Raw genomic sequence first — 25,242 nt, 5'->3', positions numbered from 1 at the left:
CCTGGGATAGGCCGCGCGTCGCTTACGGCATATGCAAGATGGTGCCCAGCGTGGCGTAGGTCGGCCCGCCGAGCCGCGCGACCGGTGCCAGCCGCCGCTGATCGATCTTGCCATCCCCGATCAGTTCGTCGTCGATATGAAAGCGGACGACCTCGCCGACGATGGCCTCCGCGCCGTCGGAGCCATATTGGATGCTCGAATGGAAGATGCATTCCATCTGGACCGGAGAGCCGGCGATGCGCGGCGCGGAGATCAACTCGCCGGGCATGAGCTCGACTCCCAGCAGCTCGGCCTCGCTCGCTTCCGGAGGATAGGGCGCCGATGTCGCGTGAGCGGTTTCAAGCAGCTTTTCGCTTACGATGTTGATGACGAAACATCGCTGCGCGAAAATATTGCGCGCGGTGTCCTTGCGCCGGCCATTCTCGCGCCAGATGCCCACCTGAAGCAGCGGCGGCTTGTTCGAGACAAAGGTGAAGGCGCTGAACGGCGCGAGGTTCACGATGCCCCGGCTGTCGATCGTGCTGATCCAGGCAATGGGGCGCGGCACGACGATCCCGACCAGCAATTTGTAAATATCCAGCTCGCTCAGGCTCTGGGGATCGATTCGCATGGGGCGCCTTCTTCGCTTCCGCCGGGGTGTCGGCACCGGGAAGGACAGCCAGGACCCGGAAACTGGTAATCTCACCCATCACCGCGCTGCAGGATGGCCGGCAACCTGGCGGGGCACTCTGGCGCGGCACTTTCGAGGTTGCTGCCAGGGCCGGGCTCGATACAGCCTAGTTCCTCCAGCCCGCGCCCAGCGCCGTCTGAACATCGATCCACGCCGACAGCGCGGCCGTTTCTGCGCGAAGTGTTTGGTTCGCTGCCACAAGCCGCGCGTCGCGGCGCATTGCCGCTTTCAGATAGCTGTCCTGGCCAGCCCGGTGCCGTGTCCCGGCAAGTTCGGCGAGCCGGGTAGCGAGCGCAAGATCGTCGCGTGCCATGGCTGCAGTCCTTCTGGCCGCGTCGAACAAATCGAGCGCGGCATCGGTTTCCTCAAGCGCCTTCATGAAGCTGGCTTCCCAGCGGGCCCCGGCGGCCTCGGCCGAAGCGCCCTCCGCCCGGATCCTCGCCCGGATCCGGTCCATGTCGAACAGCCCCCAGCTCAGCATCGGGCCGATTCCGAAGCGAAGCGCGCCTTCGTCGGTCAGGCGGCCGGGAACCGCGCTCACACCCGCCGACCCGAACAGGCTGAGCCGCGGATAGAGATCAGCCTGCGCGATCTTGATTCGGGCCAGCGCCTGCAACAGCTCCTGCTCGGCGGCCGCCACATCGGGCCGCAGGCGCAGGATGCGCTCGGGATTGCCCGCGCGGACGAACTGCGGCGCCGGAAGCGCACGGGTCTTGAGGTTTGCGAAATTCCGGACGCCGTCGGGAGCCGGCGTGCCCGTCAGCGTCGCGAGACGGCGAAGCGCGTTGCGGCGCGCGAGTTCGAGAGCGAGGCGCTCGCCATCGAGCGCGCCAAGAGCCCGTTCGGCCTCGACGAGATCATCCTGCCGGATCCCGCCGATATTGCGGGCCTGGCCGAGCCGTGCGGCGATATCGGCAAGCAGGCTGCGGCGTTCGGCCAAGAGGACGAGCCGCTCGTCGCTCTCTGCGAGGTCGGCCCAGGCGCGCACGACCGAGGCGGCGACCGAGGCTTCGACGCCGCGCCGCACCCATGCCTCCTGCTCGCCGCGGGCTACCGCCGCGTCCGCGGTTGCGGCGAGGCGACCCGCAAGGTCGAGTTCCCAGTTGAGCGAAACGCCGCCGTCGATGAGTGTCTGGCTCGGCAAGACTTCGGGTCCGCCTACAGTATCGAGCTGGAGCGATGCGCCCGCGGTTCGCGAACGCGACACGGAGGCGTCGACGCTGCCGACCGGTAGTTTCGCGGCCCTTGCTTCGCGCACCAGCGCGCGCGCTGCCTTGAGATTTGCCGACGCCGCGCGAAGATCGGCATTGTTGCGCAATGCGAGTTCGACAAGGCGATCGAGTTCGGGCTCGCCGAGTTCGGTCCACCAGTCGAGCCGCGGCGCTTCCGCGCTGATGCCCGTTCCGGTCGACCAGCCGGCGGGCGGTGCGGGCAGGGGGGCGGGCTTCTCGATCTGCGGGCCCGCGCAGGCGGCGAGCAGGAGCGCGAGACAGGACGCCGCGGCGGGCTTTGAACGGATCATGTCATATCTCCAGAGAGGGGCTGCGCCATGTCGTCCGACTTCTTGCGGAAGGCGAGCGCGTACAGCGCGGGGATGAGGACGAGGGTGATGAGCGTGCCGAGGGCGATGCCGCCGATCATGGCGGCGGCCATCGGTCGCCACAGATCGCCGCCGAAGATATAGAGCGGGACGAGGCCGGCGATGCAGGCGAGCTTCGTCATCACGATCGGGCGCAGGCGAAGCTCGGCCGAGTGGGCGATCGCCGCCATGAGATCCATGCCCGCCTTGCGGTCGTCGGCAATCTGTCCGAGGAGAAGCACCGCATTGTTCACGATGATCCCCATCAGCGCGAGAATGCCGATCGTCGCCGTGAAGCTCAGCGGCTGCCCTGACAGGAAGAGGCCGAGCGTCGCACCGATCACGACGAAGGGCATCGAGGCGAGCACGATCAGCGTCTTTCGCAGGCTGCCGAACTGCCACAGGAAGAGCAGGAACATGGCAACGAGCGCGAGCGGCGCGAAACGGTTGAGGCCTGCGTTGGCCTTTTCGCTTGCATCGATCTCGCCGCCGAAGGTCACCTTGTGGCCCGCCGGCAATCCGAGTTTCGCGAAGCCCGGCGCGACGCGGTCGACAATATCCTGCGCGGTCATATCGCGATGGCGCGCGGTCACTTCGACCACCGGCAGGAGATTGCGCCGGGTCATCAGCGAAGCCTGGTCGGCAAGTTCGATATGCGCGACCGATCCGAGCGAAATTCCCGATTGGGTCGGACCGACCGGCAGCGAGTTCAGTCGTTCGATCGTCGCGCGATCGCCGCGGTCGGCGCGGACGATCACCGGTATCTCGATGTCGCCGTCGCGGATCACCGTCGCGAGCGAACCGTCCTGGATCGCGTTGATCGCAGAGAAGACTGCGGCATTCGACAGCCCCGCCGCGGCGACCTTGGCCTGGTCAACACTGACGGTAAGGCGAAGGAGCGATCCCTCGAGCGTGGTCTTGACGCGGACCATGCCTTCGACGGTGTCGAGCTCGGCCTTCAGCCGTTCGGCCGATCGTTCGAGCACTGCGCGATCCGGACCAGTGAGGCGGAACACCGCAACGCCTGTCTCTGCCGACCCCAAAAAGAAGCGCTTGGTATCGAGCCTCGCCTCGGGAAAGCGCGGTTGCAGCGTCCGGTCGATCCGCGCGATCGCGGCATCGACGTCGGCGTCCTTGTCGAGATTGATGATCGCATAGGCCCGGTTGAGCGTGGGCGAGGGCGGGTTCAACCCGAGAATGAAACGCGGGCCGCCATCGGCGACATAGGTGATGTGGCTGGCGACGTCCGGGAACAGCTTGCGATCGTTGAGCAGCGCCGAAATGCGTGCAGCCGTTTTCATCGTCTCTTCCGCGGTCGCTGACGGGGCGAGTTCGATCGGCATCTGGATCTGCTTGCGGGCCGAGGGCGCAAGCAGTTCCTGCGGCACGAACTGCATCAGGACGAGCGCACCGGCCAGCAATCCGGTCATCCCCGCCGCGACGCGTCCCGGCCCGGCGAGAATCTTGCCGACCAGCCCGCCATAAAAGCGCTTGATGCGTCCGAGCGTACCCGCTTCTTCGTCATGGTGGGCGTCGGCGCCGATATAGCGGAGCGCGAGGAGCGGCGTGACGGTCAGCGCGAGCAGCAGCGAAAGGAGGAGCGTGATCGCGAGCACGATGCCGAGGCTGCGCATATATTCGCCCGTCTCGGTCTCGCCCGCGACGAGAGGAACGAAGGCGATGATGATCGCCAGCGACGACACGAGCAGCGGTGCGAACATCGTCTCGCCCGCGACGCGAGCGGCCGGAAGACGCTCTTCGCCTTCGCTCAGCCGGCGTTGATAGTCCTCGACGACGACGATGCCGTTGTCGACGAATATTCCGAGCGCGATGATGATCGCCGCGATTGATATCTGGTGAAGTTCGATGCCCATCGCCATCATGATGATCGCGGTGCCGAGTACCGTCATGGGCACGATAGTTCCCGTGACCAGCCCGCTCCGCCAGCCAAGGAAGAGCATGACGACGGCGAGCACGACGATCACGGTTTCGACGAAGACCTGACCAACCTTCGTCAACTCCTTCTTCACCACGCTCGCCTGATCGGTGATCGTGTCGATATGGAGCCCCGCGGGCAGCGTCTTCCGGATCTCCGCGAGCCGGGTGTCGATCGCGTCGGCGAAGCTCAGAACATTGAGGCCGTTCGCCATCGAAACCCCGAGGACGACCGAGGGCTTGCCGTTGAAATAGGCGCCGCCTTGCGGCGGATCCTGCGGTACCTGGCGGATCGTGCCCAGCGACCCCAGCGGCACGACGCCCTCGCCAACGGGGATGGGAATGGCGGCGAGTTCGCTCGATGTCCGGACCCGGTCTCCGGTCTGGATCGCGATTGCGAGCCCGCCCTGCGACAGTTGGCCCGTCGGGGCGAGCTGTTCGCGCTCCGACAGCGCGCGCGCCACCGCCGATACGCTGGTGCCGGCGTTGCGTAGAAACTCGGGATTGAGTTCGACATAGGCGACGTCCTTGCGCACGCCATGCAGCGATATCGTCGCGACACCCTCGACCGCCTGGAGCTGATTGCGGATATGCTTCGCCCAGAGTTCGAGCTGGCTCGCGCTATAGCCTTGACCAGTCACCGCGATTGTCCGGACCGCCACGCGGCCGAAGTCATCATTCAGGCGAGGGCCTATGGTGCCCAAGGGCAGCGAGGGCTGTACCTCGGCAAGGCGCGAGCGGATCTTCTGCCACACCGCCGGAACCTGTTGCGCGGCGACATTCTCGTGCAGCGATACATAGACCAGGACGCTGCCCGGCCGGATCTGCGTATCGATGGTCATGACTTCGCTTTGACCGCGGATCGCCTCTTCGATCGGGCGGGCGACTGCCTTCTCGATACGCTCGGGCGATTCCCCGGGCAGATAGGCGTCGACGGTCGCCATACGCAAAGTCACGCTCGGCTCTTCCGTCGCGGGGAAATCGAGCAGAGCGACGAGGCCGACGAGGCACATGATGATCGCGGTGATGAGGACGAAGCGCGGGCGCGCGATCGCGGCGCCGGTCAGCGACGCGGGTTTGGCGAGGGACATGGTCGTTTCCTTCAGGTGCCGGGTTTGGCGATCAGCACGCGCTGGCCATGCCGGACGAAGGCACCGCCGGCTTCCACAACGCGCGCGCCGAGAGGCAGGGCGGCGGTTACGCGCGCGTCGCTGCCGGTGAGGGCGATGAGGGTCACCGGAACGCGCACGATGCGGCCCTCGCTGCCGATACGGTAGACAAAACGGCTGCCGTTGCGCTGGACCTGGACGGCGGTGGCCGGGACGCGGACGACGCCGGCCCCGCTGCTTTCCACCGTCATTGTCAGCCGGACGATCGCACCGGGCATCGGCTGACCGCTCCGGATCGCGAGGCGGACGGGAACGACGCCGCCGTCCTCGACGCGCGGAGATACGCCGATGACCTCGGCTTCGCCGGCACCGGTTTCGCTGCTGTAGCGCACGCGATTGCCGGGCTTGACCCGGTCGGCGAGTTTCTGGGGAACCGCCGCGAGTATTTGACGACCACCGCCGCCCTCGATGACGAACAAGATCTGGCCGGGCGCGGCAACCCCGCCCACCTCGATATTGCGGCCGGCTACGACGCCGGATCCCGGAGCGCGGACGATGCGCTGCCCGGCTGCATCCTGGGCGAGTCCGAGGCCGGCCCTCGCCGCGCGCAAGGCGCCCGTGGCAGCGCGCGCTTCGGCCTCGATCGCTGATCGCTCGGCCTCCGATACGGTGCCTGTCGGGACCAGCTCAGCGGCGCGCGCCGCGGCGGTAGCGCGCTCGGCTGCGATCGCGGCAGCGCGATCGAGCTCGCCCTGGGCCTGTTTGACGCGGAGCGCCGCACCGGTTCCGTCGAGGACCGCCAGCGGGGTTCCCGCCGCGACCCTGTCTCCGATCTGGGCAAGAAGCCGGACGACGCGTCCACCGTCGACGCTGCCCGCCTGAAACGGCGTCGCCGACTGGACAATGCCGGTCAGCGAGTCCTCGGCGGCGGCATCGCCGCGCACCTCCGCCGCCGCGACGAAGGCGCGTGTCTCGGCGACCTGGTCTTCGTCGATTGCCGAAAAAGCGAGGGCGGTTGCGCTCCAAAGCGCGCCGGCGCCAAGGACGCCTCCAATTAATATACAGGACTGTTTATTTATATAATAGAAGCGCCGAAGGGCGGCGAGATGACGTTTCGTCATGGGTCAGGGCTTTCTTTCGGAAGGGGATAAAACGGCATCGATATGGGCGAGATAGTGCGCGAAGATGTGTCGGCTGCGATCGGGGGCGATCAATATCTGCCGCAGGATCGCTTCGAACATGAGCCCCATCTGCTCGGCCACCGCGTCGCTGTCGACACTCTTCCCGACCAGGCCATTCGTCTTCGCCTGCTCGATGGCGCGGGCGATGGCGGCGATCGATTTGGCATCGTTCGAGGCGACCATTGCCATGACTGTGGCGTTGCGCGCCGCTTCGCTGATGATTTCGGCCCGTAGCGCGGCGACGGCGCGGCCGCTCTCGGAATAGAGAAAGGGTTCGAGAATCTGCTGCACCGCGTGGGACGAGAAATCGGTTCGGCCGATCATGCCGATGAGTTGAAGGTCGACCTCCAGGTCTTCCTCGATGAGGGCCAGGATCAATGCATCCTTGTTGGGATAATATTGATAGATGTTGGCCGTGCTGACACCGGCCGCGGCGCTGATCTCTGCGATCGAGGAGGCATGGAAACCCGAACGCACGAAGCAGGCGCGGGCGCCGGCGAGAATCTTTCGCATGCGTTCGAGGCGAGCTTCCTCGTTCACGGGGCGGCCGCGGGTAGTAGAGAGGTGCGAATCGTTCATATGGATATATATAAACGATCACTCACTTATGTCAACAGATCCCATTCGCCGGTCTCGCGGGCACGAAGGCGGTGGGCGATGGACGCGTCCGTATCGCCGAATTGCCATCATGGGAATGCGGTATGGCCTGGCAGGCATTGCAATCATAAACGATATTTATCGAAAATGTTTGCGATCATCTTCCGGGCCTGTAAGAAGGAGGAGGCGCGAAGAGTCGCATGAGAGCTTTGTTTGGCGTGGCCGGCTCGCGCTTTGGGAGGATAAATCTTGCGCGAACAGAACAGTGGCAGCTCCGGTTTCGATGTATCCGTTCTGGGGCTGGGCGCGATGGGAACGATCATCGCACGCACGCTGACGGAAAGGGGAAGGCGCGTCGCGGTCTGGAACCGGTCCCCTGGCAAGGCGGAAGGTCTGCGCGCGAGCGGCGTCCATATCTCCGATACGGCCGAAGATGCGCTCAGGGCCAGTCCGGTATCGATACTGGTGCTGCTCAACAGCGAGGTCGCTCGCGAAACGCTCGGCGCATTACGCGCTTCCGGTGCGCTCGCCGGGCGCACCATCGTCAATTATAGTTCGGGCAGCGCGGAAGAAGGCCAGGAATTGCAAAAGCTGGTTGCGGGGGCCGGCGCGCGTCTCGTCAAGGGGACGATCATGTCCTACCCGCGCAACATCGGTCATCCCGAGAGCTATTGCATCCATACCGGCGATCCGGGCGCCTTCGAGGATCATCGTGAAATCCTCGAGCTGCTCGCCGGCCACGCGATCTTCCTTCCGTGGAAGGAAGCTTATGCTTTCGCGACCGCGATCAACGCCCAGACCTTCACGGCTATGCTTTCGTTCTTTGAGGTCGCGGGCGCGGCGCATCGCATGGGCCTGCCCGTTCGCCAGATGGCCCGGCAGATCAACGACGCTTCGCGCTTCTTCGCGGCCGACGCGATCGAGGACGCTATTTGCCGTTTCGAGGGAGCCGGGTTTGCGGGCGACCAGGCGACGATCGATGTTCATGAGGCCGGCTTTACCTATATCAGGGACTATATGCAGTCGCAGGGCGCTTCGACGCCGATTTTCGACGCCGTGTGCGAGGTGGTCCGCCGCGCGCAGCGCGAGGGCCACGGGGAGGCGGACATAGCGGCCACGACGAAAATCTTCGCGCCCCCAGAGGCATTCACAGAGTAAAGTCGCGGGCGGTATGCTTAATTGCACTCGGCGACAGGCGTGCGCCGCGGTGAAGCTCCCGGGAAAGCTTCGGACAATTTCCTGCCTGTGACCTTACGCTTCCTTCGGCGAGGCGGACCCGCACGGACATGTTCCGGGCGTTAGAGCTGGGTTTATAGAATTTTTATCGCCATATTGGCCGGAATTCGGCACCCTCTCTTCATGTTTGAGCCGTTTCTGCGCATATAGAACCGATATTTATCGAAAAATATTGCAGCTGCGGTTCTGCGGCATTAAGGTGGCCGCAATGGCGAGGAATATGCGCCGCTATTCAAAAGCGCTGCATTGATCCGGCAGGACGGGAGCGGGCCGACAGGTGCTGGAAGCGGAAAGCAAAATATGAGCAATATCGCGGAGGAAGTTGCCGGGGACATCATCCGGGTAGACGTCTTGATCATCGGCGCCGGGATTTCCGGCATCGGCGCGGCCCATCATCTCAGCCAGCAGCTTCCGGAGAAGGATTTCCTGATCCTCGAAGCGAAGAACAGCTACGGGGGGACGTGGGATACCCATCGCTATCCCGGCGCCCGGTCCGATTCCGACCTCTACACCTTCGGCTACAGGTTCAAGCCATGGGTCGGCCCGCCCGTCGCGGGCCGCAGCGAAATCCTGCGCTATCTTGAGGAAGCGATCGAAGAGGGCGGATTCGCCGACAGGATCCTATATGGTCACCGCGTCCTGACCTGCCGTTGGAGCAGCCCGGATTCAAGCTGGCTGGTCGAAGCGGTCCGCAATGGTGACGACAAAAAGATAGTCTTCGCCGCAAATTTCCTCTGGATGTGCCAGGGCTATTACGATCACGACAAGCCCTACCTCCCCGAATGGCCCGCGATGGACGACTTCGCGGGGCGGATCATCCATCCGCAGCAGTGGGACCCCGAACTGGATTATACGGACAAGCGGGTCGTCGTCATCGGTTCGGGTGCAACGGCGGCGACGCTCGTACCCGCGCTTGCCGAGAAGGCGGCGCAGGTCACCATGTTGCAGCGCTCGCCGACCTATTTCTATTGTGCTCCGAACAAGAACGAGCTTGCCGACAGGCTGCGCGAAATCGGTATCGACGAACCTACGATCCACCGCGTCGTGCGTGCCGAAGTCCTTCATGACCAGGAACTTCTGGCGCGCCGCGCCGTCGAGGAACCCGAGGTACTTTTCGACGAGCTCAAGGGCGCCATTCGCGACTATGCCGGCGAAGACTTCGAGTTCGATCCGCATTTCGTGCCGCGCTATCGCGTCTGGCAGCAGAGGCTCGCTTATTGCCCCGACGGCGATCTCTTCCAGGCCGTCAGCAGCGGGCGCGCGAATGTCGTCACTGACGAAATCGATCGCTTCACCCGCACGGGAATCGTGACGAAATCGGGCGAAGAGCTCGAGGCCGATATCGTCGTTGCCGCCACCGGCTTCCGGTTGCTGATGATGGGCAAGATCGAGTTCGAGGTCGACGGGCGACCCGTCGACTGGCACGAAACCGTGAACTATCGGGGAATGATGTTCACGGGCGTGCCGAACCTCGTCTGGATTATGGGCTATTTCCGTGCGAGTTGGACCTTGCGGGTCGATCTGGTCGCCGACTTCGTCTGCAAGCTTCTGGCGGAAATGGACCGGCGCGGCATGCGCAAGGTAGAAGTCGCGTTGCGCGAGGAAGATCGCGACATGTCCTTGCTGCCCTGGATCGATGGCGAGAATTTCAACCCGGGCTACATCGTGCGGGGATTGGCGGAGATGCCGGTGCGCGGCGACAAGCCGGAGTGGATGCACAATCAGGATTATTGGCGGGAACGCGAAGAGTTACCGCAAATCGACCTGTCCGGCGCGGAGTTTATCTACCAGTCGGGCCGCGCAGCCTAGCCGCCGAACGGCGGGTTCCATTCTCGGGCGATGCAGCTTTCGGGGTGGCGGCCCGCGTGCCGAATATCTTCACGGGCGTTCCGACGGGCAGGTGGCAATCCCTCATGCGCAGGATGCCGGGCGCAAGCGCAGCCCGGCATCGACGGCGATCGGCGCCGGTCAGTGCTGGCTTTCGGGCATTCGGACTGTCAGCCCGTCGAGCGAGGCGTCGATCATGATCTGGCAAGCGAGGCGCGAATTGGCTTCGACGCCTTCGGCGATTTCGAGCATGTCATTCTCCATTGCGCTGCGTTCGCCGGTCCTTTCGAACCATGCCGGATCGACATAGACGTGACAGGTCGCGCAGGCGCAGGCGCCGAAGCAATCGGCGTCGATTCCAGGCACGTCGTTATTCTTCGCCGCCTCCATCACGGAGACCCCGTCTTCGGCTTCGATCGTGTGGACGGTATCATCATGTTCGACAAATATGATCTTGGTCATTGTCCGCTCGCGCGCCGTCAGGCGCGCGCCTCTTTCTGAGTGGTGGAGAACAGGAAGTGCGACGGCGCTCAGAGCCGCCGGGGAATGACGACCTGCATCGAAGTATAGCCGCGAACGAAGCTGTTCGGCACGCGCTCGGGCTCCGCGGTCACGACGATCTCGGGAAAGCGTGTCGCGATTTCTTCCCAGAGTATCTTCAGCTGAAGTTCGGCGAGCCGGTTGCCGACGCAGCGGTGGATTCCGAACCCGAACGACAGATGGCGGCGCGCGTTGGGGCGGTCGATCAGATAATCGTTCGGCCGGTCGATAACCGTTTCGTCGCGGTTGCCCGACAGATACCACATGGCGACCTTGTCGCCCTCGCGAATCGTCTTGCCGCCGAGTTCGACGTCGCCGGTCGCGGTCCGGCGCATATAGGCCAGCGGCGTCTGCCAGCGGATCGTCTCCGATATCATCGAGGGCAACAGCGCCGCGTCGCGGTCGAGCTTCGCGCGCTGCTCGGGAAACCTGTGCATGGCATAGACCGAGCCGGTCATCGAATTGCGCGTCGTGTCGTTGCCGCCGACGATGAGGAGCATCAGGTTGCCCAGATATTCTTCGGGGCTCATGTCCTTCATCGCCGGGCTGTGCGCCATCATCGAGATGAGATCGTCGCGCGGCTCGGCGTCCGCCCGCTCGTTCCAGAGCTCGATGAACACTGAATAGGCCTCGTCCATCACCGCCTGAAACTCGGCCTGCCAATTGTCCGGTGTGTATAACGGGCTCGTCGGGTCGGCCGAGATCATGTCCGACCAATAGGTCAGTTTTCGGCGGTCCTCGAACGGGAAATCGAACAGGGTCGCGAGCATTTGTCCGGTGAGCTCGATCGAGACCTTGTCGACCCAGTCGAACGGCTCGCCGACAGGTAGGTCGTCGAGGCATTTCTGCATCCTGCTGCGGATGAGCGGTTCGAGATCGCGCAGACGGCCCGGCGAGACCGACGGGGTGACGGCCTTGCGCTGGACGTCGTGCTTCGGCGGGTCCATTGCGATGAAGCCTGGTGCGAAATCATCGTCGAGCGTGATATTGGGGCTCGACGAGAAATTATTATGGTCGCTGTCGACCGCGACGATGTCGTGGAATCTCGTGACCGACCAATAGGCGCCGCCGGGATGTTGCCCGGACGGATGATAATGCACCGGATCCTCATGTCGCAGGCGCTCGAAATAGGGGAGTACCGAATCGCTCGCCCATAGCGCGGTGTCGGTGAGATTGATCGCGTCGAGCGGCACGGAGTTCGCTCGTTCGTGCGCTTCCGCACGTGCATGTGCTAGGTCTGTGCCCATGGAATCTCTCCTCTTTCCGTATCGGTTCGGCGCCCGTCCTGCGCGAACGGTTACCGGAACGCCCAACCGGAGTGGCGTTGCATCTCATATTATTACAACTGTTGTAATGTTGATCTCACAATATGGTGCTGCCGTCAATCCTGCTTCTGCGAGAGGTCGGGATCAGGCCCGGATGCGGGAGAAAAACGCGTCGATGACGGCTTTGTGGTGTTCGGCCGCGGGGAGGTCCGGATAATAGACCCCGTTGAGGCCCATGCCGTCGAAAAGATAGCCGAGGGTAGCTGTCTCATGGTCGATGTCGATATCGGGGCGTAGCAAACCCAGATCGCGCAATCGCTCCAGACTGGCTCTCCAGGTCGCATTGACCCGGTTGCTGAGATCGATCTGCCGCATCCGCTGCGCCGGTCGCGAATAGGCTCCGGTCGTGAAGGCCAGCCAGACTTTCCACCAGCGTCGCAATTCTTCGGTCGACGGCATGGAGGCAAGGAGGGCGTCGCGGAATGCCTCGACGGATTCGAAGATATCGAAATGACGCCGATCTTCGAGAAGTTCGACCATATTGTCGAAGACGAAATCGAGCAATTCTTCCTTGTTGCGGAAATGATAGGTGAGCACGCCCGTGCTGACGCCCATTTCCTGCGAAATTTCGCGCATCGACGTGCCTTCGAGGCCGACCCGCGCGATCACATTCGATGTCGCGAGGGCGACCTCGTCGCGCCGTCCCTGTTCGGAATTGTCATATCGTCTTTTGGGGTTCGCTATATTTGGCACGACGTCCGCCCGCTCCTGTCCGGGCGCTTCCATCGGGCGAAGCGCGGGGAAGTGTCAACCGTCCACGTGGCAGGAGCGGGTGGCAGGCGCTGCGGCGGAAGATTCTTGTCTTTTCCGCTCCCCGCCCGTCTGCCCGGGGTTCCAGGAGATCGCTAGAACGCCGAAATGCCGGTGATCGCGCGGCCCAGAATGAGCGCGTGGATGTCGTCGGTTCCGTCGTAAGTGCTCACGGCCTCGAGGTTGTTCATGTGGCGAATGACATCGAAACCCGCCGAAATTCCGTTGCCTCCGAGCATGTCCCGGGCCTTGCGTGCGATGTCGAGCGCCTTGCCGACATTGTTCCGCTTGATGATCGAGATCATTTCGGGCGAATATTCATGCGCATCGATGAGGCGGCCCACCCGAAGCGACGCCTGAAGGCCGAGGCCGATCTCGGTCGCCATGTCGGCAAGCTTCTTTTGATAGAGCTGCGTCGCGGCGAGCGGCCGCCCGAACTGGCGGCGATCGAGACCATATTGGCGTGCGGCCGCGTAACAGCTTTCGGCCGCGCCCATGACGCCCCAGGAAATCTCGTATCGGGCGCGATTGACGCAGTCGAGGGGAGCCCGAAGCCCGATCGCGGTTGGCAAGATCGCGTCGCGGCCGACGACGACATCGTCGAGGTGGATCTCGCCGTTGATCGATGTGCGGATCGAAAGCTTGTTGCGTATCTTCTTCGTCGACAGGCCCTTGGCGCCTTTCTCGATGATGAAGCCGCGTATGGCTCCGCCATGGGCTTCGCTTCGTGCCCAGACGATGAACAGGTCGGCGATCGGGGCGTTCGAAATCCAGGTCTTCTGCCCGACAAGCCGGTAGCCGCCGTCGATGTTGACCGCGCGCGTTTCCATCGCGCTCGCATCCGACCCCGATCCGGGTTCGGTGAGGCCGAAGCATCCGATCAGCTCGCCCCGGGCGAGCGCGGGCAGGTACCGCGTGCGCTGTTCGGGCGAGCCATAGCGAAGGATGGGATACATGGCGAGGCTCGACTGGACATTCATCATCGAACGATAGCCGGTGTCGACGCGCTCTATCTCGCGGGCCACGAGACCATAGGCGACATAGGACGCTCCAGCGCATCCGAAGGCTTCGGGCATCACGACCCCGAGCAGCCCATGTTCGCCCATTTCCCGGAACAATGCCGGATCCGAATAATCGTCGCCGAAATCCTCGTTCACGCAGGGAAGCAAACATTCCTGCGCAAAGGCACGCGCGGCGTCGCGAACGATCCGCTCGTCGGGCTCCAACTGGGACTCGAGGCAGAACGCATCTTCCCAGTCGAACGCGGTCATGGCCGGGCTGTGCGAGACATGTGGAGGCACCTTCGCGACATCGCGTCGATCAATTGACAGGCCTCCCGGTCGATCGCGGCAGTTCCTCCGCACAGGCAATTTCATCTATTATCGATTTATATCTAATAATATGTGCCGCGTCAACGAACCGGCCCCTTCGGGGTGTTCTATATCCGTCCTCCGGAAAATCGCCAGCAAATATAGCGTCTTTCGGATCATGTGCAAGGGAAGGAACTCGACGCGGATTTCAACATTCTTGACGGCGAGGCGAATATTATCGATATAAATCGATTATACGGGCATGGCTGGATAGGATGCCTGAAGGCGATTCGGTGAAAGGGGCAGGGATGAAGGAGAGCGCGAAACGCCGCGGTCCACGGCCGGGTCCGAATCGCCCGGGTGGTGCGAAATGGGAGTGCCGACGATGAAAGTGGCGATATTGGGCGGCGGCGTCATCGGGGTGACGAGTGCCTATTATCTTTCGCTTGCCGGTCACGAGGTCACGCTGATCGACCGACAGCAGGGGGCGGGTCTGGAAACGAGCTTCGCTAACGCGGGCGAGATATCGCCGGGATATGCCTCGCCCTGGGCGGCGCCCGACGTGCCCCGCAAGGCGCTCAAGTGGCTCTTCATGGAACATGCGCCGCTGATCCTCAAACCGCGGTTCGACTGTTCGATGCTGTCTTGGCTCGTCGCTCTCCTCGGCAATTGCACGGCGCGGCGCTACGTCGAGAACAAGGCGCGCATGGTCCGGCTCGCCGAATATAGCCGCGACCAGCTTCGGGAAGTCCGGGAAGCCACCGGTATCGCCTATGACGAGCGCATGCAGGGCACGCTGCAACTGTTCCGCACCGAGGCGCAGCTCGACGGTATTGCCAAGGACGTCGGCGTTCTTGCCCGCGACGGGGTTCCGTTCGAGGTGCTCGACCGGCGGGGTTGCGTGGCGGCCGAGCCGGGGCTGGCGCACTCCGCTGCGGACATCGCCGGCGGGCTGCGATTGCCCGCCGACGAAACCGGCGATTGTTTCAAATTCACAACTGCGCTGGCCGACGTCGCGCGATCGCAAGGTGCGACCTTACGTTTCGGGGAAAGGGTCGAACGGCTGGTGAGGGGCGCGGGCGGCATCGAAGCCGCCGTAACCGACAAGGGGGTCGTCAAGGCCGACGCCTTCGTCGTCGCGCTGGGCAGCTACTCGCCCGGGCTGGTGCGTAGTCTCGGGCTGCGGTTGCCGGTCTATCCCGTCAAAGGCTATTCGATCACCGTTCCCATCATCAAGGAGGCGCGTGCGCCGGTCTCGACCCTTCTCGACGAAAGCTACAAGATCGCGATCACGCGTTTAGGCGACCGTATCCGCGTTGGCGGCATGGCCGAAGTCTCGGGGTTCAATGCCGAGCTTCCCGAACGTCGCCGCCGCACGCTCGAACACTCGCTTTCGGGCCTTTTCCCTGCGGCCGGAAACCTTGAAGGTGCGACCTTCTGGTCAGGCCTCAGGCCGATGACGCCCGATAGCACGCCCGTGGTCGGCCCGACGCCTGTACCCAACCTTTTTCTCAATACCGGCCATGGAACGCTCGGGTGGACGATGGCATGTGGTTCGGCGCGCGTGATCAGCGACATGATCAGCGGGCTGCAGCCGCAAATCGAGACGCGCGATCTCGGCATCGCGCGCTATAGCGCCTGATCAAGGTGCATGGTCACGATAAATGAAAGGAAGATAGCGATGACAATCAAGCGGATCGATACGGGACCGCGGATGAGCGGAGCGGTTGTCCACAATGGCACGGTGTATCTGTCCGGGCAGGTGGGGACGCCCGGCGAGAGCGTCGGCGACCAGACCCGCGAGGTCCTCCGCGAGATCGACAGTCTGTTGGCGGCTGCGGGAACCGACAAGACGCGCCTCCTGAGCGCAACCATCTGGCTTGCGGATATCGCCGACTTTTCCGAGATGAACAGTGTGTGGGATGCCTGGGTGCCCAAGGGGCAGGCCCCGGCCCGCGCGACCGGTGAGTCCCTGCTCGCCGCACCGGGATACAAGGTCGAGATCATCGCCATTGCGGCGCTATGACCGCCTTTTGCTGACACTCGGAAGACCTGAACCCGTGCCGGACGCGGGCGCCGCCGTGCCGGAGCGCGAGGATGGGCGGGACTCGCGGGCGGATATTTCGGGCCGGCTGTCGAGGGACGGGTGGGCGCGCCAGGGCGCGGCGGAGATGAAGGCTATGCTCGGCGCCGACGAAAGCGATTGGCGGCGTTTTGCCGGCGGTTGGGATGCTATGCCACTCGACACCTATATGGCCGACGGCGGCAGCTACCGGCGGCGGCGATATGGCGTCTTCCATATAGGTTCGCGCCTGATCACGCCCGTTCCCGCGCAGCCGCATTACCAGAGCCTCGGGCACAACAGGCTCAACGGCGGTATCGATCGATGGTTTGCGCCTTTGTCGGAGGATGTGGCCGGCAGCGTCATACTCGCGCGAATTCTCGAATGCTGCCGCGAGCTATATGCTCCCTTGGCACCGATCGTGGAAAGCTGGCGCGCCGAAGTGCACCAGTTCCGGATCGAGGCGGCCGGGCGCGATGCCGGTCTTCCCACCCCCGAGGGGCGCCACCGCGATGGGGTCACGGCCGGCTTTGCGATGCTGATCGCGCGCGATGGTGTCGATGGGGGTGTGACGCGCCTGTGGACACCTGGCGGCGGCCATTTGGCGAGTTTTACGATGACCGAGCCGGGCGAGGCGCTTTTCTTCGACGACCGCAGGCTCCTCCACGATGTCACGCCCGTAAGTGCGGCCGCGAAAGTTTCCGGGGGACACCGCGATGTTCTCGTCGTCACCTTCGCGCCGGGGAACTGAGGCCGGCGCCGGAGGCGCCGCAGCTCCGGGCGGCTCCATGTCGATATATATTTTGTAAATTTCATTCGTGGCGGCGCGGTCTCCGGCGATGCGTCATGCCTGCGATCGGGCTCGCGGCCACCGAAAGCAAAAGCGAAGGGGGCGGCCGCACGCGGATGACAAGCCGGCCGGATTGTCGACCTCTGTTTGAAATGACTTTGAAAGCCGGGTTTCCGAGCGCGCGCCTCGTCTGGGCTGCCGGGCGTCTCTCGTCGGGATAGGCGCCGATCTCCTGTGCGTACGGCGCAAGGAAGGGCAGGAGGTCTCCGGACTGAGGATAATAATTAGTCGATGTTTATTGATTATCTCTTGACATCGCTCCGGAGATAGCGGAGCTTTGCATCAGACGCCGGTCGCTTGGCGGCCGCGAAATTCGATGCGCCTTGGCGCAGTTCAGGGATGGGAGCAGGACATGTATTCGATGGAAGCGGTGTTGGGCGCTCACCAGAAGCGCAACGAGCTATTGGCAGCGAGTCCGAACCCGCTCGCGGGCGGTGTCGCATGGATCGAGGGCGAGCTCTATCCGCTTGCGGAGGCGCGCATTCCGATCCTCGATCAGGGCTTCCTCCGGTCCGATCTGACCTATGACGTTCCCGCCGTCTGGGACGGGCGCTTCTTCCGGCTCGACGACCATCTCGAAAGGCTGGAAGCGAGCTGCGAGAAAATGCGGCTCAAGATGCCGATGGATCGCGCATCGGTCCGCGAGAAGCTCGTCGAGATGGTCGCAAAGAGCGGCATTCGCGATGCCTATGTCGAACTGATCGTGACGCGCGGCCTCAAGTTCATCCGCGAATATCAGTCGTACGAGAATAATCTCTATCTGATGGTCATGCCCTATGTCTGGGCGATGCGGCCCGAGATGCAGATGACCGGCGGGCCGGCGGTCGTGACGCGCACGGTGCGGCGTACGCCGCCCGGCGCGATGGATCCGACGATCAAGAATCTGCAGTGGGGCGATTTCGTGCGCGGCTGGCTCGAGGCGATGGACCGCGGCGCGGTCTATTCGCTGCTTCCCGACGGCGACGGCAATATCACCGAAGGCGGTGGCTATAATGTCTGCGTGATCAAGGATGGCGTGCTCTCGACGCCCTCGCGCGGGGTTCTCGAAGGCGTCACGCGCAAGACCGTGCTCGAGGTCGCAGCGGCGAAGGGGTACAAGACCGTCGTCGATTTCGTCCCGGTCGACGACCTGTACCACGCCGACGAAATCTTCGTCTGCACCACCGCGGGCGGCGTCATGCCGATCACCGAACTCGACGGGAAGCAGGTCGGCGGCGGCCAGGTCGGCCCGATCACCCGCCAGATTTGGGAAGGCTATTGGGAAGCGCATTATGATCCCAAATACAGCTTCGCGATCGACTATCCCTGAGCCCGGGAGACGAGAGGCATCCGGCTAGACGACAGCCCTGCTCCGGTCCGACCGGGGCAGGGCTGTCGTGTTTCAAGGCCACGGGTTCGGGCCGTAGGGCGATAGCGGAGGATATCATCAGATGGAAACGGCGATGAACGAAGCCGAGCGCCTGCAGGCAGCGCCCGCTGCGCGCATATATTTCGGGTGGCGCATCGTCCTTGCGCTCTTCCTTTGTACTCTCGCGCTCTTCGGCGTGAGCATCTATTCCTTCATCGTTCTCGCCCATCCGCTCGGCGCCGAATATGGCTGGTCGGCAACGCAGACCGGCGCGGCCGTTTCGGCGATGTGGTTCGCGGCGCCGATGGCGCTTTTGTCGGGGCCGCTGATCAGGCGTTTCAATCCGTGGCACATCATATTCGCCGGCCTGCTCATGCAGGCGGCAGGTTTTGCGATGCTTCCCCTGATATCCAGCATCGAGTCGCTCTATCTGCTTCGCCTGATGATGGGTATTGGCAAGGTGACGCTGGTCATCGCGGTTCCGATCATCGTGACGCGATGGTTTTCGCGCCGCTTCGCGACCGCCATGGCGATCATCTGGGCAGGCGGTTCCGCGGGCGGCTTCATCATGGCGCCCGCAACCGATGCCCTCCTTCAGAATTTCGGATGGCGTATGGCGGCCGCCATCATCGCTGCGGCGATGGTCGCCGCCGTCATTCTGATCGGCCTGCTTGCACGCGGGCCGGCATCGCCGTCGGCTTTGGGGCTGGCGCCGGACGGAGGCCTCGTCTCGGCGAGCGACGCCGAAACGGCGGAGGCATCGGCAGAAGATGGCGCGGTGCTCGACTGGCGTGCGGCACTCGGCCGTGTACAGCTTTGGGTCGCGGCGCCGATGCTGCTTTCGGTGATCGGCATCGGCATGGCGTCGATAGCGGTCCTGACGCAGGAGCAACTCGTTCTCGAGAGCGCGGGAATATCGGCGTCGCTGGCCGCGACCTTTCTCGGCCTGACCGCCGTGGGAAGCCTCACCGGTTCGGCGTCGATCGGCCTGCTGCTCGACCGGGCGCCCGCGCGCTGGAGCGGGCTGCTCATCGCCGCGGCGATCTTCGCGGGCCTTCTTGCCTTCGCCGGAATTCAGACGAATGGCAGCGCGGGGCTTGCGCTCGTTGCGGCGATAAGCTGCGGCTATGCCTTCGGAGCGGGCGAAGTGCTCTGGATTACCTTGACCAAGCGGCAATTCGGGACCGCGGCGTTCGCGACGACATATGGCGGATGGTATTTCGCGCTCCAGATTGGCTATGCCGCCGGGGGCGGCGTCGCGGGATGGGGATATGAGCGTTTCGGCGCCATGGGGTTCATCGGTCTCGTCGCCGTCATGTATCTTCCCGCCGCCTTGTTCAGCCTGACGCTCCGCGGCGCGCGCATCAAACCCGGACAGGAGGGCTGAGCGCGAGCCTGGCTCTCAGGTCAGCGCGATCCCGTTCGCGATCAGCTTCTCCCTGAGCGGGGCAAGATGCGTCCCGTAGTTCCGCCAGATCCCCGATGAACTGGTATAAATCCCCCCGCGCACCTGAGCCGCGCTGGCGGTGAGCGAAGCGGCGCTGTTCTGCGCAATATCGAGCGCGCTGTCGTGCCAGGGAAGGCCGCACCGGTCGGCGAGCCAGGGCGCAACCGTCCCGGGCTCGGCGACCAGCCGTTCATAATCGACGCGGATCAGGCGCTCGCCGAACAGCGAAGTCCAGTGGCGCATCAGGCGATCATAGGCGGCATAATATCGGGCAAGTTCGTCGAAGTCATAGCTGAAGGGATAGGCGGCACCGAACAGCGTGCGGAACATGGCGAAGCAGGAATCGACCGGATCGCGCCGGACCCATATGATCGGCGTGCGTGGAAAGGCTCGAAGGATGGCGCCGACATAAAGATAGTTGAAGGGAAGCTTCTCGATGATCGGGCCGGGGTGATCATTCCCGCCGGCGAGATCCTCATATTCGCCGGCGACCGCGCCGAAGTCCGCCTTCGCTGCCCGCTCGAACACATCGCCCCCCGCCGCTGGCGCGTGGCGAAGCAGCGCCGAGGAAAAATTGTTCGTTTCATTGTTCGAGCGGACGTGAGGCAATCCGCCGAGGATGCGTTCGGTGAGCGTCGTTCCCGACCGCGGCAGACCGATGATGAAGATATGCCGACCGGCGGGCTCCTGCGGTGACAGCGGCGAGGCGGATCCGAAGGCTGCGGCGATGCGCCGCATCTTGTCCTCGTCCATCGCAATATCATAGCGAAGACTGCGCCGCCTGGCCGTGGCGCCGCGTTCGAATGCCGCGAAAGCTTCGTCGAACAGGCCGAGCTCGTGCAGCTCTTTTCCGAGCGCGTAGGAAAGGAACATCGTGTCTGAAGCATGCGGGTCGCGCGCAATGCGCGCCTGCAAGTCCTCGACATTGTTTTGTTCCGGCGTTGCGCGCGCCAATTCGGATCGCAGCAGGATCGCAGGACGCATGGCGGGGTCGATTGCCATCGCGCGCTCGCACGCCTCGAGCGCGTGCGAGAGCCGACCGAGGCTGCGCTCGCTCGTCGCATAATTGTACCAGAACTGGGCGTCGTCGGGCTGCAACTCCGTCGCGCGTCGATACAGGCGGTTGGAAAGCGTGTGACGATCGAGTTGCAACGCGAAAAAGGCGAGCGCGTCATGCGCGTCGGGCGCTTCGGGTCCGGTCGCGATTGCGGTGTCGAGCACCTCGATGGCGTCCTTGCGCCGGCCGAGTGCGATCAATGCTTCGAGGTAGAGGGCGTGCGCCGGTCCAAAGGAGGTCGAACCACTCGTCCATGACCGCAGATGGTCCACGGCGACGGCTGCCCGGCCGCTCCTGACGAGACGCGCCGCTTCGGACAATTCCTCTTTCGAAGGCAACATGCGTCAGGGTTCCCGGATTTTTCGAACGTGGATGCCGATCCAGATCGTGTCGATGGTCGAGGGCGTTCGTCTTGCCTATCGAGGCCTGTGAAAAGTTCAATTAAAATCGAGTATTGTCCGGTCTTTTCGCATTTTGCGTTTCGGTTTTCGATTGCAGTTCCAATCATCGTGCCCGGCGAACGATATCCGCCCGCGCTCGATCGGAGCCTCGAAGTGCTGTCAAACGCGCTTTTCCTCGACCTCCCACTGCGAATCGCGTGGCCTCGTGCGTATCTCCAAGTCGATATGATTCGAGCGGATTTGGCGCAAATTCGAGATTGAGCTTCATGGATGGCGTGCGCCATGATCGAAGAAAGTATTGATAAAAATACATAAAATCATATGGTTATGCTAATAATTTTGACGGGTCGGCGCTCGTTCTCTCGCTGGCCATCGCGCGTCACATCGCGATCATCCATCTTGCAATGCCAACAAATATCGATTATCTGCTATGCCAACGGGTGAATGCGGCTAAAGTTTGCAGGCCCGGCGGAGGAGCGGCGGCATCGGCTAGGCGATGCTGTCTGTCTCGACATGGGAGGATTAGATATGCGGTCGAGGGACATTCATTTGGTCCGGCTTCTGGGGGTTACGGCGCTGAGCGGTGCGCTGGCTTCGCTGGCAACGCAGCCCGCGCTGGCGCAGGATGCGCCGGCTGAGACACCGGCAGTGGAAGAGGCCAGCTCCAGCAACGATATCGTCGTGACAGCCAATCGCCGTCAGCAGGATGTGACGCAGATTCCGTACAACATAACCGCGGTAACCGCGGAGTCGATCGAGCGCTCCGGCGTGGCGACGCTCGAGGACCTGTCGCGTCAGGTTCCCAACTTGGTGGTGACGTCGAGCGGTAACCAGTTCCTCGGGGCGCAGCGTCAGATCATGCGCGGGCTGAACGCGTCGGCCAACAACCGCAACGGCGTGGCGCTCGAGCAGAATCCGGTCGGGACCTATCTCGGCAATGCGCCCTATGCGAGCTACTTCCAGGTCGAGGACATCGAGCGCGTCGAAGTCCTGCGGGGGCCGCAGGGTACGCTCTATGGTTCGGGTGCGCTAGGCGGAACCATTCGCCTGATTCCGAACCAGCCTGCCCTCGGACGCTTCGAAGGTCGGCTCAAGGCGAGCGGCGCCGACATCGCGCATTCGAAGGATTATGACTATGGCTTCGGCGGCCTCGTCAACATTCCTGTCGGTGAGACGCTGGCGGTGCGTTTGTCGGCGAGCCATGATTATGAGGGCGGCTTTATCGACACATACGGAATCTTCGCGCGCGGCAGCGACGATCCGATCGGCAAGCCGATCCTCGCCGATCCCAGCCAGCCGCAGGCGAGCGCGCCCTCGGTCTACAACAAGAAGGACGCGAACACGTCGCGTGTGACCAATATCCGCGGCGCGATCCGCTGGCAGCCGGTCGCCGAACTCGATATCACGCTCGCGCACAATCTGTCGCGCCTGAAGGGGTTCGGACCGTCGAACGATACGCCCGCCTACGACGGTGGTCCCGATCCGTTGGCACCGTCGATCAGCTATCCCGACACGGGCGAATATGAGGTCGTGGCTCGCAGCCGCCAGCCGTTCGAGCGCACGTCGAACATGACGACGCTCGACATGAGCTACGATCTCGGTTTCGCCACTCTTTCGTCGACATCAAGCTACTTCAAGACCGACGGTGAGGTATGGGTCGACGGCACCTGGGGCAATCTCGGGCTGCCGCCCGCCTATCTTCCCTATTATACGGGCACGCCGATCAACCCGCGCTATAATGCGATCTATCAATATGGCGACCGCACGACCTCGAAAACGCAGGAACTGCGGCTCGTTTCGAATGGCGACGGCCCGATCGATTATACCGTGGGCCTCTACTATCAGAATGAGAAAGCGCGAACCGCGTGGAACGGTCATGCGCCCGGACAGCAGGCCTATAACCAGCTTCCCGGCGTGACGACCCCCGGTTTCGGGCCGCTTGGTCCGGAAGAGTTTATCTTTGCGGTGTCGGGAACCAATCGATTCACCGAAAAGGCTGTCTTCGGCGAAATCACCTGGCACGCGATCGAAGGACTCGATCTTACCGCCGGCGTCCGTGTGTTCGAGCAGAAGTTGAAGCGCTCGGTCGATAATATCCTTCCCGCGTTCGGAATATCCGAGAGCAGCGTCAATTCGGCGAAATTCTCGGATGCGAAATTCCGTTTGAACGCGACCTATGAATATTCGGACGGACACCGCGTCTATGCGACCTTCTCGCAGGGCTTCCGGCGCGGCGGGGCGAATGCCTTCGCGCTGACCGGCTTCATTCGCGAACCGGCGTCGCTCCTCAATTATGAACCGGACTCGGTCGACAACTTCGAGATCGGGGTAAAGGGGCGCTTCGATAACGGATGGCGTTACACCGCCGACGTCTTCCTCGCCAAATGGAAGGATCCGCAGATCGGCGGCTTCACCGCCGTCAACTTCTGGCCGGCAGTCTTCAACGGCAAGGAAGCCGAAAGCAAGGGCTTCGAGTTCGAGCTGTCGGGTAACATCACCGACACGCTGAGCTTCCAGGGCGGCTATGCCTATACCAAGGCGACGCTGACCAAGGACTTCTGTGTCGAGTCAGGGGACGGCAGCGGCGTTCCCGGCGCCGATATTCCGTGCGCGATCGTCGGGACCAAAGGCACACCCTTGCCCTCTGCGCCGCGTCACAGCGGGACCTTCTCGCTCAATTATGAGCATGACCTCAACGACGAGGATACGATCACCGCTTCGTTCAACGGCAATTACAAGGGCAAGTCGCGGATGAACCTGCCCACATTGGGCGCGCGTTACCCGATGATTCCGTCCTACTGGCTCTTCAACGCCTATGTCGGATGGAGCCATGGCCCCGTCAGCGCGTCGCTCTTTGCGCGCAATCTGTTCGACAAGCGCACGGTGTTCGCGGTCAATACCCGCATCACCCCCTATGCGCCGATCGACCTCTATGAATCCGTGGGGCGGCCGCGCACCATCGGCATCGAACTCGGATATAAATGGTAGAGTCACGGTGGCAGCAAATGGCCGGGATATTGTCCCGGCCATTTTTTTGTCGATAAACGATCATGCCCGTTGTTGTTGTGCTGGCGGAAGGATACCGCGGCGCGTCAGCGAATGCCGTGAGTCGTGTTGCGGGTCCGAGCCGCAGGCCGATCAATCGCCCTCGTCATCCGGGGAAGCGTCTTCGTCGCCGCCGTCATAGGGTAGTTCGATTGTCCCGCCATTGCGGGCGGCATCGAGAAGAAATTCGCGCGGTTCGAGATGATCGGGAATATAGAGACGGGCATAGGCGATCGCGGCCTTCGTCGACTCCTCGAAATATTCTTCGGTGATGGTTCCGTGACGGCGGACCGAGATCTGCCAGACGCTGTCGAGAATCCCGAGGCGTATCTCGAACTTCTTTTCGGGCTCGCGAATGACCGGCATGTGGAAGATGCGATTGAGCCGGTCGTAGCTCGAGGTTGAAAAGGAAAGGGCGAGAACCTTATCCACATTATGAGCGTCAACCCCCCCGTAGCCGCCGTAGATGATCTTCAGATAGGGCGGATTGCTGTTGTAGAACTCCATCGCGCGGCGCGCGTCGATGCGGTAAAGATCCTGCCAGGTTTCAATGAGCCGGGCCTCGATCGGAGTCCGGTGAACATCCAGCAGTTCCTCGCTGCAACGCGACGCGAGCGCGACATAGGCCGCCTCCTTTGTCGGGAAGAAATGATAGACCGAGGCGGGCGGAACGTCGGCCCGCTCGGCAATCTGGTAGAGGCCGATCGCGTCGGGCGCTTCTTCGCGAAGGAGTTCGGCGGTGGCATCGAGCAGCGCGGCATAGCGACGGACCCCGCGCCCTCGCGAAGGCGCCCGCGGACTCGCGCCGCGTTTGCGGGCCGTTGCCGGCTTTTCGGTCGCCTTGGTACTCGCCATCCCAAAATCCCTGTCCTGCCAACCCGCTTTCGGGTCTAGATGAGTCTCAAAAAGGGGGCAACCTCGGAGCCGTTGCTCTCTTCTTGCTCCTGCCATGCGGCCTGGGCCGTCGGGCGTT

19 protein-coding genes are annotated in these 25,242 nt (G+C 63.2%); 8 read left to right on the top strand and 11 right to left on the bottom strand.

Annotated features, from left to right (window positions below; all coding sequences use genetic code 11):
• Nucleotides 1-22 precede the first annotated feature (22 nt).
• From RIA72_RS10520 to RIA72_RS10500, 5 genes are all read right to left on the bottom strand, one after another.
• Nucleotides 23-610, bottom strand: a complete 588-nt coding sequence (locus RIA72_RS10520; protein WP_350032134.1) for a flavin reductase family protein — start codon at nucleotides 608-610, stop codon at nucleotides 23-25.
• A 166-nt stretch (nucleotides 611-776) separates the two neighbouring features.
• Complete coding sequence (locus tag RIA72_RS10515; protein ID WP_350032133.1) at nucleotides 777-2,192, bottom strand: TolC family protein; 1,416 nt, start codon at nucleotides 2,190-2,192, stop codon at nucleotides 777-779.
• Nucleotides 2,189-5,275: an efflux RND transporter permease subunit gene (locus tag RIA72_RS10510; protein WP_350032132.1), complete on the bottom strand. Its 3,087-nt coding sequence runs from the start codon at nucleotides 5,273-5,275 to the stop codon at nucleotides 2,189-2,191. The genes RIA72_RS10515 and RIA72_RS10510 overlap by 4 nt, the downstream gene beginning before the upstream one ends.
• Before the next feature lie 11 nt (nucleotides 5,276-5,286).
• A complete protein-coding gene (locus RIA72_RS10505) occupies nucleotides 5,287-6,414 on the bottom strand; it encodes an efflux RND transporter periplasmic adaptor subunit (protein WP_350032131.1) in 1,128 nt (375 codons plus the stop codon).
• A gap of 3 nt (nucleotides 6,415-6,417) precedes the next feature.
• Nucleotides 6,418-7,053 carry a TetR/AcrR family transcriptional regulator gene (locus RIA72_RS10500; protein ID WP_350032130.1) on the bottom strand — a complete coding sequence of 212 codons (636 nt, stop codon included), beginning with the start codon at nucleotides 7,051-7,053 and terminating at the stop codon, nucleotides 6,418-6,420.
• A 267-nt stretch (nucleotides 7,054-7,320) separates the two neighbouring features.
• Here RIA72_RS10500 and RIA72_RS10495 point away from each other — a divergent pair, with 267 nt between their 5' ends.
• Nucleotides 7,321-8,229, top strand: coding sequence for an NAD(P)-dependent oxidoreductase (locus RIA72_RS10495; RefSeq protein WP_350032129.1), 909 nt, complete (start codon nucleotides 7,321-7,323; stop codon nucleotides 8,227-8,229).
• Nucleotides 8,230-8,607: 378 nt separating this feature from the next.
• Nucleotides 8,608-10,116, top strand: a complete 1,509-nt coding sequence (locus RIA72_RS10490; protein ID WP_350032128.1) for a flavin-containing monooxygenase — start codon at nucleotides 8,608-8,610, stop codon at nucleotides 10,114-10,116.
• Nucleotides 10,117-10,275: 159 nt separating this feature from the next.
• On the opposite strand, the gene RIA72_RS10485 is transcribed toward RIA72_RS10490, so the two are convergent.
• The 4 genes from RIA72_RS10485 to RIA72_RS10470 all read right to left on the bottom strand — a co-directional run bounded on the left by RIA72_RS10485 (nucleotide 10,276) and on the right by RIA72_RS10470 (nucleotide 14,020).
• On the bottom strand, nucleotides 10,276-10,596 hold the full coding sequence (locus tag RIA72_RS10485; RefSeq protein WP_350032127.1) for a 2Fe-2S iron-sulfur cluster-binding protein: 321 nt from the start codon (nucleotides 10,594-10,596) through the stop codon (nucleotides 10,276-10,278).
• Nucleotides 10,597-10,664: 68 nt separating this feature from the next.
• Nucleotides 10,665-11,921 (bottom strand): cytochrome P450, encoded by a 1,257-nt coding sequence (locus tag RIA72_RS10480; protein WP_350032126.1) that lies wholly within the window; start codon nucleotides 11,919-11,921, stop codon nucleotides 10,665-10,667.
• 162 nt (nucleotides 11,922-12,083) lie between these two features.
• Nucleotides 12,084-12,692 carry a TetR/AcrR family transcriptional regulator gene (locus RIA72_RS10475; RefSeq protein WP_350032125.1) on the bottom strand — a complete coding sequence of 203 codons (609 nt, stop codon included), beginning with the start codon at nucleotides 12,690-12,692 and terminating at the stop codon, nucleotides 12,084-12,086.
• A gap of 152 nt (nucleotides 12,693-12,844) precedes the next feature.
• The gene (locus RIA72_RS10470; protein WP_350032124.1) at nucleotides 12,845-14,020 is read right to left on the bottom strand and encodes an acyl-CoA dehydrogenase family protein; all 1,176 of its coding nucleotides are present in this window, start codon (nucleotides 14,018-14,020) and stop codon (nucleotides 12,845-12,847) included.
• A gap of 424 nt (nucleotides 14,021-14,444) precedes the next feature.
• On the opposite strand from RIA72_RS10470, the gene RIA72_RS10465 reads away from it, so the two are divergent.
• From RIA72_RS10465 to RIA72_RS10445, 5 genes are all read left to right on the top strand, one after another.
• Entirely contained in the window at nucleotides 14,445-15,701 is a 1,257-nt protein-coding gene (locus tag RIA72_RS10465; protein WP_350032123.1) for a D-amino acid dehydrogenase, read from the top strand.
• Nucleotides 15,702-15,740: 39 nt separating this feature from the next.
• Nucleotides 15,741-16,085 carry a RidA family protein gene (locus RIA72_RS10460; protein ID WP_350032122.1) on the top strand — a complete coding sequence of 115 codons (345 nt, stop codon included), beginning with the start codon at nucleotides 15,741-15,743 and terminating at the stop codon, nucleotides 16,083-16,085.
• 145 nt (nucleotides 16,086-16,230) lie between these two features.
• The gene (locus tag RIA72_RS10455; protein WP_350032121.1) at nucleotides 16,231-16,872 is read left to right on the top strand and encodes a 2OG-Fe dioxygenase family protein; all 642 of its coding nucleotides are present in this window, start codon (nucleotides 16,231-16,233) and stop codon (nucleotides 16,870-16,872) included.
• Nucleotides 16,873-17,323: 451 nt separating this feature from the next.
• Complete coding sequence (locus RIA72_RS10450; RefSeq protein ID WP_350032120.1) at nucleotides 17,324-18,280, top strand: aminotransferase class IV; 957 nt, start codon at nucleotides 17,324-17,326, stop codon at nucleotides 18,278-18,280.
• Between the two features lie 133 nt (nucleotides 18,281-18,413).
• On the top strand, nucleotides 18,414-19,706 hold the full coding sequence (locus tag RIA72_RS10445) for an MFS transporter (protein WP_350032119.1): 1,293 nt from the start codon (nucleotides 18,414-18,416) through the stop codon (nucleotides 19,704-19,706).
• Between the two features lie 15 nt (nucleotides 19,707-19,721).
• Here RIA72_RS10445 and RIA72_RS10440 read toward each other — a convergent pair whose 3' ends face one another.
• Complete coding sequence (locus tag RIA72_RS10440; protein WP_350032118.1) at nucleotides 19,722-21,164, bottom strand: tetratricopeptide repeat-containing sulfotransferase family protein; 1,443 nt, start codon at nucleotides 21,162-21,164, stop codon at nucleotides 19,722-19,724.
• A gap of 609 nt (nucleotides 21,165-21,773) precedes the next feature.
• Here RIA72_RS10440 and RIA72_RS10435 point away from each other — a divergent pair.
• Nucleotides 21,774-24,212, top strand: coding sequence for a TonB-dependent receptor (locus tag RIA72_RS10435; protein WP_350032117.1), 2,439 nt, complete (start codon nucleotides 21,774-21,776; stop codon nucleotides 24,210-24,212).
• A 150-nt stretch (nucleotides 24,213-24,362) separates the two neighbouring features.
• On the opposite strand, the gene RIA72_RS10430 is transcribed toward RIA72_RS10435, so the two are convergent.
• The gene (locus tag RIA72_RS10430; RefSeq protein WP_350032116.1) at nucleotides 24,363-25,124 is read right to left on the bottom strand and encodes a TetR/AcrR family transcriptional regulator; all 762 of its coding nucleotides are present in this window, start codon (nucleotides 25,122-25,124) and stop codon (nucleotides 24,363-24,365) included.
• Nucleotides 25,125-25,242 lie beyond the last annotated feature (118 nt).

Origin of the sequence: Sphingopyxis sp. (assembly GCF_040216815.1) — a bacterium.
Lineage (GTDB): Bacteria > Pseudomonadota > Alphaproteobacteria > Sphingomonadales > Sphingomonadaceae > Sphingopyxis.
Note: the sequence above shows the minus strand (reverse complement) of the source record. Positions and strands in the feature narration are given on the sequence as shown.